The 7,444-nt window shown below is 45.9% G+C and carries 6 protein-coding genes; 3 read left to right on the forward strand and 3 right to left on the reverse strand.

Going from position 1 to position 7,444, the window contains the following annotated elements; genetic code table 11:
• Positions 1-19: 19 nt before the first annotated feature.
• The 3 genes from B0680_RS09980 to B0680_RS09990 form a co-directional block, all read right to left on the reverse strand.
• Positions 20-1,120 carry an SGNH/GDSL hydrolase family protein gene (locus B0680_RS09980; protein WP_078254946.1) on the reverse strand — a complete coding sequence of 367 codons (1,101 nt, stop codon included), beginning with the start codon at positions 1,118-1,120 and terminating at the stop codon, positions 20-22.
• The gene (locus B0680_RS09985; RefSeq protein ID WP_078254947.1) at positions 1,107-2,606 is read right to left on the reverse strand and encodes an MBOAT family O-acyltransferase; all 1,500 of its coding nucleotides are present in this window, start codon (positions 2,604-2,606) and stop codon (positions 1,107-1,109) included. The genes B0680_RS09980 and B0680_RS09985 overlap by 14 nt, the downstream gene beginning before the upstream one ends.
• 184 nt (positions 2,607-2,790) lie before the next feature.
• Complete coding sequence (locus B0680_RS09990; RefSeq protein ID WP_078254948.1) at positions 2,791-3,588, reverse strand: methyltransferase domain-containing protein; 798 nt, start codon at positions 3,586-3,588, stop codon at positions 2,791-2,793.
• A 161-nt stretch (positions 3,589-3,749) separates the two neighbouring features.
• Between B0680_RS09990 and B0680_RS09995 the strand changes: the two genes are divergently transcribed.
• The 3 genes from B0680_RS09995 (at position 3,750) to B0680_RS10005 (ending at position 7,387) form a co-directional block, all read left to right on the forward strand.
• The gene (locus B0680_RS09995; RefSeq protein WP_078254949.1) at positions 3,750-4,862 is read left to right on the forward strand and encodes a hypothetical protein; all 1,113 of its coding nucleotides are present in this window, start codon (positions 3,750-3,752) and stop codon (positions 4,860-4,862) included.
• A gap of 241 nt (positions 4,863-5,103) precedes the next feature.
• Positions 5,104-6,174, forward strand: coding sequence for an ABC transporter substrate-binding protein (locus B0680_RS10000; protein ID WP_078254950.1), 1,071 nt, complete (start codon positions 5,104-5,106; stop codon positions 6,172-6,174).
• Positions 6,175-6,373: 199 nt separating this feature from the next.
• A complete protein-coding gene (locus B0680_RS10005) occupies positions 6,374-7,387 on the forward strand; it encodes an ABC transporter substrate-binding protein (protein WP_407662018.1) in 1,014 nt (337 codons plus the stop codon).
• Positions 7,388-7,444 lie beyond the last annotated feature (57 nt).

Raw genomic sequence — 7,444 nt, forward strand, 5'->3', positions numbered from 1 at the left:
TTACCATTAACATGAGCTCTTATGGCGAGATGGTGAGTTGTTGTTGAAGGGCTTCGGCAATCAATTTTTGTCCTTTGACGCTAAAATGAATGCCATCGGAGCTACGCATTTTAATGGTTTCGCCATCTTTGACAAGATAGTCATTATATACGTTATCACTAGTGCCAAATAATTCCCTAGAATCCATGACGAGTACATTGTGTTGTTTGAGCTCTTCTTGCATGACTTTATTTAGATAAATCATCTGCTCATTGAGCTGTTGTTTTTTCATGTTTGGCGGTGTAATCCAAATCACTTTGACGCCACGACTGTGTGCACTTTGGATGATACTTGCCATGCGAGCACGATACGACGCTTCCCACTCAGGTGTCTGGAATTTGAGTCGGGCTTTGGTTTGTAAATCAGGCATATCCCACGGGTCATTTGGGCCCAAAAATACCGCCAAGATTTTGATATTGGCATTGCTTACTAGCGTCTCTTCGATGGTTTTTGGCCAGTCAAAGAAACTTGGATAAGCCAGCCCCGTGCTTTGTTTGCTTAGGTTTACTGATTTGATATTGTAATTTTTTTGTAGATATTGCTGAACGTGTGGCGCAACCCCTTGCATCATTGAGTCGCCAGCAAAGAAAATCTCATCGCCAGCTCGAAGTACGTATTGGTTCGCTAGCTCTTTTTGGCGATTTTCTTCGGCAAGCTGTGCTTGTTTGGCAGCTTCTAGTTCAGCTTTGATTGCCATTTGCACCTTGTATTCAGGCGTGTAGGCATGTTGCTCATTAAAATTGGTGGCAATTTGCTGATTATAGGCGACGATTTGGTCGGTAAATTGTCCGTGTGCCGCGTACAACGCATTGCCAATATCGCCACCTTTTGCCCATAGGCTATATTGGCTTAGGGGTGCAATTGGGCTTTCGCGGTGATAAGTTTGCAAAAAATACGCATTCACCGAATTTTGCATAATCCAAATGCTCAGCACGGCAAATAAGCACAGCACAAACAGCAAATAACTGATGGTTGAGCTATGGTCATAAGGCGGTTCAATCTCGCCAAGCTTGATGTGTTTTGGCTCAGGATATTGGCGGTCGCTCACGGGTTTTTGGGTAGATGGCTTAGAAGTTTGCATAAATAAATCCTGGAATGCCTGATGGTGCAAAAATAATCACGGTCATAAGTAGCACAAAAATCACAGGAATGAGCACGATTTTTGGGATACGAGCGCCAATCTTGACGATGCTTGGTGTGGCTTTGGTATAAAGCGGGTACAGTAGCCACGCCACCAAAAAGATAGATAGCATATAAATCGGATTGTCATTCCAGCCGACATTGGTGTGATTGTGCGCTAATGCACTAAAAATCCCCATCGCTTCTGCCCAAGTGGTCGCCCGAAAAAAGACAAAGCAAAGGCTAACAAAGGTGACAGTCACAAAAATACCAATCACTTTGCCAAGCCAGCTGTGATTATACAGGGCATTGCGAGATGATTTGGCATCCATGCCGAGATAATTTTGGCACAGCTTATCGGTGCAGTTAAGCCAAATAATGGCAAGTCCGTGCAAAATCCCCCAAAGCAAAAAGTTCAAGCTTGAGCCATGCCAAATGCCTGATAAACCCATCGCAATGAGTAAGTTCAGCTGTGTTTTGGCAAAGCCATTGCGACTACCGCCTAGTGGAATGTAGATATAATCACGAATCCAAGTCGATAAGCTAATATGCCATCTGTCCCAAAAGGCACGGATATTATGAGCAATCAGCGGTGCTTTGAAGTTCACCGGCAGGCGAAAACCAAGTAGCAGACCAAACGCCACCATCATCTCACTATAGCCCGAGAAATCTAAAAACAGCTGTAAGGTATAAGCATAAATCGCCACCAGTACTTCTAGGCTGTGGTACTGCATCGGATTGGTAAAAATTGGATTCACCCAATTATCCGCAAGCCAACCTGCCAGCCACCATTTTTTGATTAATGCCAATAAAATCAAGCACAAAGCGATGGTGGGAAATAGGATGCGTCGTGGCGACTGCGTGCGGATTTGGGCGCTCATACCGCATGGTTTGCCTTCGATGTCGGTCAGACCTGATGCGCTTTTGGCACGGGTAATCGGGCCTGCGCTGATGGTCGCAAAGAATGAAAAATGCGCCACAAGCTGTGCAAAGCTAAATTCGGGCACGGCATCTTCGTCATAATATCGGCTGACCATGTAGCTGATTGCCTGAAACGAGTAATACGAGATACCCAGTGGAAAAATCACATTCGCCATCAGACCTGAAGTGTCCAGTTGCATCGCTTGCATGGCAAATTTGACCGACTCACGGAAAAAATCATAGTACTTAAATAGGCTAAGCTGAAGTAGCGTGATGACAATGCCTGTGATGAGCCAAGTTTTCTTTTTATCCGTACTGCGTGTGATGGCTTGACTGATAAAATACACCAACACGGTATAACCAAACAGCACGCTGATGGCGACAATGCCCGCCATCAAATAAATCACCAAATAGCTGATGATAATCAGTAGGATGTTTTGCCAGTGTGGTTTTTGGCGAAACGCCCAATACACCGCCAAAAATGCGATGAATAATAAGGCAAATTCAATGGATAAAAAAGAAAACATACGCAGATGCTCGATGAATGACTAATTTAAACACTTAAATACCTAAATTGTATCATAAGGTTATATTTTTGTTAATATTTAATATTTAAAAATGTCTTATACATTTGTTTTTTTGTATAAAAAATCACCCAATCATGGATGCTGATTGGGCGATGGATGGGCAAAGAATGGGTGATTTTTTTGGCTACTGTTGAGTTTGTTTTTGGCTAATGATATGCAAATAGCGACCCATCAGACGAAACGGCATCTGCCTTGCGTAGCGTAGCTCCATTGCGACGATGTCATCGGGGTTGTTTAGCCCGCCACGCTTTAGCGGTGCATAATCTGAAAACACCCGAATCCCAGAACGGATGGTGATGGTATAGCCATGATGTGTCAGCCAAGATTCGACCACTTCGGGGGCAACAGGGTGATTGGGCGTCAGACTCTTATCATCGGCAGGGCGGGGCGTGCCCAGCTGATAAAAATTCCCCATCACAAGATTGCGATAAATCAGGCTAGCTGGATTATAAAAGCACAATGACAGCACGCCATGATCCACCAAATACCGATCAAAAAACGCCATAATCGCTTCAGGCTCGCCCAGCCACTCAAGCACCGCATGGCATAAAATCACATCAAATTTTTCATCGCCAAGATGCTCGGGCAGCTCTTGATAAGGACAAGCAATAAAACGCAGATGATCAGGGTTGATAGCCATCTGCATCGCACTGTCTTTGGCTTTATCAAGCATATTGACCGAGATGTCATTGATGGTGACATGATGATTTTTGGCAAGCTCAAGGCTAATCTGCGCAAGTCCTGCACCGACATCCAGCACCCGCAGTGGCCTGCCAAGCGTTTGGCTAAGCTCACCGATGGCATCTGTGATATCCTGCGTGAGTACCGCCAAGCGGATACGACCTTTGAGTCCGCCATAGACTTTTTTGGCGAAGTGGTCAGCAATGGGGTCAAAATTTCGGTCAGTGGCAGATGTCGTCATGTTAATGTTTTGTAAAAATTAAACGGATAAGTGTATCAAAACTTGGCAAAGGGGTGCGATTTTATCCAACTATTGCTATAATGCAGTGATTTTGCCAACTTGTCATTATTATAACACAGGCAAGTGGCTTTTATTGATTGATCATCACAAAGAGCAAGGTTATGAAAAATTCCACCATCAAATTTATCAGTGCGAGTACTGTAGCATTGTTGGCATTGGCAGGTTGTAGCAAATCTGACGAATCGGCTGAGAATCTGCCTGTGGCTGAGCCTGTGGTCACCCAAATCACTGCCGTGTGTGATGATCATAGCCTAAAAAATCGCCTAAATGATGCGCTACAATCAGCACTGCTCGATGCATCATTGTCTCGCTTGACAGGTATGTCAGAGCTACAGATGCAAGATATGGAAACTAAGGTGCGTAGTCAGCTTGGCACGGTGAGTTTTGATTTACAAAATGTCAGCAACACCGATACAGGCTGTAGTGCAGATGTCTATATCACACCATCAGCACAAGATATGATGGCAGCTGAGAATCTATTAGCACAGCGCAACATCAACCTTGCTGATCACATCAAAGCTGCAGGTGGTGAGCTGATCGCAGGGCGTATCGTGGCACAAGGCATGACTTATAAGATTGTGGATAATAAGGCGGTACTGGACAATCCACAGCATCCGATTTTTGGTGCGGCGGCGGATGCACTGGTGATGGCTGCCAGTCAGATGGATGCGGCAGCTGCGACTGATACAGGTGCGATGGATGCCGCTGCCGTCGCTGCAGCGGTTGCAGCACCTGTGGTAGCAATGCGTCCGCAGGTGATTGATCGTAGCACAAGCGAAGTGGTGGCATCAGATGCGACTGCAGATACCACGCCGGTTAGCCGTCCTACGACCACAACACAGCCAAAAGCCCAAACCCAGTCAAAGCCAAAACCAAAGACTGAACAAAAAGCCCAAACGCAGTCTAAGCCACGAGCCGAACAAAAAGCCCAAGCCAAGCCAAAGGCTGAACCACAAAAAGCCACTGCCAAGCCTGTGGCAAAAGCTGAAACTGCCAAATCATCGGATAATGACGGCGTTACTCGTACCATCACCCCATCAAAACAAGACGGTGAAACTCGCCAAACCATCACTCGTACAGTGACCAATACCGAGAAAAAGGCAGAACCAAAACAAGAAAGCAAGCAACAAGCCAAACCACAAGCCAAGCAAGAGCAAAAACCTGCCGTGCCTGTGGGTGAGATTGTGATTGTCGAAGGTAATGACACTTACTAAGACTGCCTAAGACTGCTTACTTAGATTTACCAAGCAGTCTGAACAATCGCTTTTAAGCTTGTCAAAATCACGCCACCATTTTGTATGATGGCGTGATTTTTTTTGAATATACCAAACCATGTTTCAAAAGCATATCCATCTTGTTAAACTTGTGTTAAAATCTACTGGCTAATCAGCTTTTTTGCCGATAGTTTTTTTAGCCAATGTTGGCGTTTTATTTATTTTGAATTTGGAGAATTGTATGACTTTAGCACGCAATAAATTTGCCCTAGTAATGCCAGCGATGCTGCTTGGTGTAGCGACGATGGTCGGTTGTAATCAATCAGCCCAAGATAAGCCAGCAGCCGAACAGCCTGCGCCAAGCACCGAATCAGCTGACAAGGTCGCCGAAAAAGCCGCCAAGACGGTAGCGATTACAGCGATTGTTGAGCACCCATCACTTGATGACATCCGCTTAGGCGTGATTGATGGATTGGCAAGTTTGGGCTACAAAGATGGTCAAAATTTGACCGTGAATTTCCAATCAGCACAAGGCTCAATGGCGACCGCAGGACAGATTGCCAAGCAGTTCGTGGCTGATAATCCTGATGCCATCGTTGCCATCACCACCCCGACCGCCCAAAGCCTAGCAGCAGCGACCACCACCATTCCACTGATTTATACCGCTGTCTCTGACCCTGTCGCCGCCAAGCTGATTGATAGCAATAACAAAGGCTTACAAGAGAATATCACCGGTCTATCAAGCCAGTTACCACTTGAGCCACAAGTCGAACTATTCACCAAAATCAAACCTGATGCCAAGCGTATCGGCTTTGTGTATAGCCCAGGTGAAGCCAACTCTGTGGCAGTCAAAGAAGAACTTGCCAAGCTACTACCAAAATACGGCATGACTTTGGTTGAAGTCCCTGCCAACCGCTCAAGCGATGTGGCGGATGCGACCCGTTCGCTAGCAGGCAAGGTGGATTTGTTCTACACATCGCTGGATAATGGCGTCGCATCTGCGATGGAAGCGATGGTACAAGTCGCCAATGAACTCAAAGTCCCTGTGATTACTTCTGATGAATTTTCGGTGCGTCGTGGTGCGACAGCTGCACTTGGCGTGAATGATTATGACTTTGGTTTGACCACTGCCAAGATGGTCGCAGATGTGCTAGATGGCAAAAAGCCAAGCGAAATCACCCCGCAGGTAATGAATACCTTGACGCTATTTATCAGCCCAAAACACGCCGCCGAGCAGGGCGTGACGGTGGATTTGACCACGCTGGGTGAGAGTATCAATGTCGATACCACAGCGCCACGCCAACAAAAATAATTGATTTAACATCAGCCTATGATGGGTGTATCGTCGATATCGCCCATCTTACTGATGAATTTTTTTGTTAAAATTAAAATGTCTATACTTTTATAAAATGACAACTTGGCGAATGACTTAAACTTTGCCTAAGCTTTGCCTAAGCTTTGCCAAAAATCTGCCAAGTGAATTGAGTTATTTGTGTGTTTTTATGGTGAGTATGTTTATGAACACGAATTTTTTTAAAAAGACCCTATGGGCAAGCATCACAGCCATTGCCTTGAGTGCGTGTGGTGGCGACAAAGCCCCTGAGCAAGCTGCTGCCCCTGCTGATGCCAAAGAAGCCAAAACCCTTGCCATCACTGCCATCGTCGAGCATCCTGCACTTGATGCAGCTCGCACCGGTGCGATTGAACAGCTGGCTGCCGAAGGTTATAAAGAAGGTGAGAACCTAACTGTCACTTTCCAATCGGCTCAAGGCAATATGGCAACGGCAGGTCAGATTGCCAAGCAGTTTGTCTCTGACAATCCTGATGTGATTTATGCCATCGCCACGCCATCAGCGCAGGCATTGGCGGCAGCGACTTCGGATTTGCCGATTGTCTTTTCGGCGGTGACTGACCCAGTTGAGGCCAAGCTTGTGGCTAGCCTTGAAAAATCAGACAACAACATCACAGGCGCATCAGATGTACTACCATATGAGCCACAGATTGAGCTAATTCGTGAGCTAGTCCCTAATGTCAAAAATGTCGGCTTTGTTTATAATCCGGGTGAAGTCAATTCAACCGTCGTGCTAAAATCATTAAAAGAAAAATTAGCACCACTTGGCATTAATGTCGTCGAAGCGCCAGCATCCAAATCAACCGACATCACCCAAGCCGCCAAGAGCCTAGTGGGTAAAGTCGATGTCTTCTACACTTCGACCGATAATATGGTGGTCAATGCTTATGAAGCGATTTATCAAGTCGCCAAAGATGCTAAAATCCCACTGATTGCATCAAATACCGAAGCGGTCGAGCGTGGTGCGGTGGCGGCGCTTGGCGTCAATTATACCGACCTTGGCAAAGAATCAGGCAAAATCATCGCCCGTATCTTTAAGGGCGAAAAACCTGCGGATATTCCTGTGTTTATCCCGCAAAAGCTTGATTTGGTCGTGAGCAAAAAACACGCCGCCGAACAAGGGCTTGAGCTACCTGAAGCTGTACTACAGCGTGCAACCAAAGTGCATGAATAAGTCAGTTGGTTAATTAAAAATCCCAAAATCAGCTGTGATTTGAACCGACCCCCAATT

The organism is Moraxella pluranimalium, from assembly GCF_002014825.1.
GTDB classification, from domain to species: Bacteria; Pseudomonadota; Gammaproteobacteria; order Pseudomonadales; family Moraxellaceae; genus Moraxella; species Moraxella pluranimalium.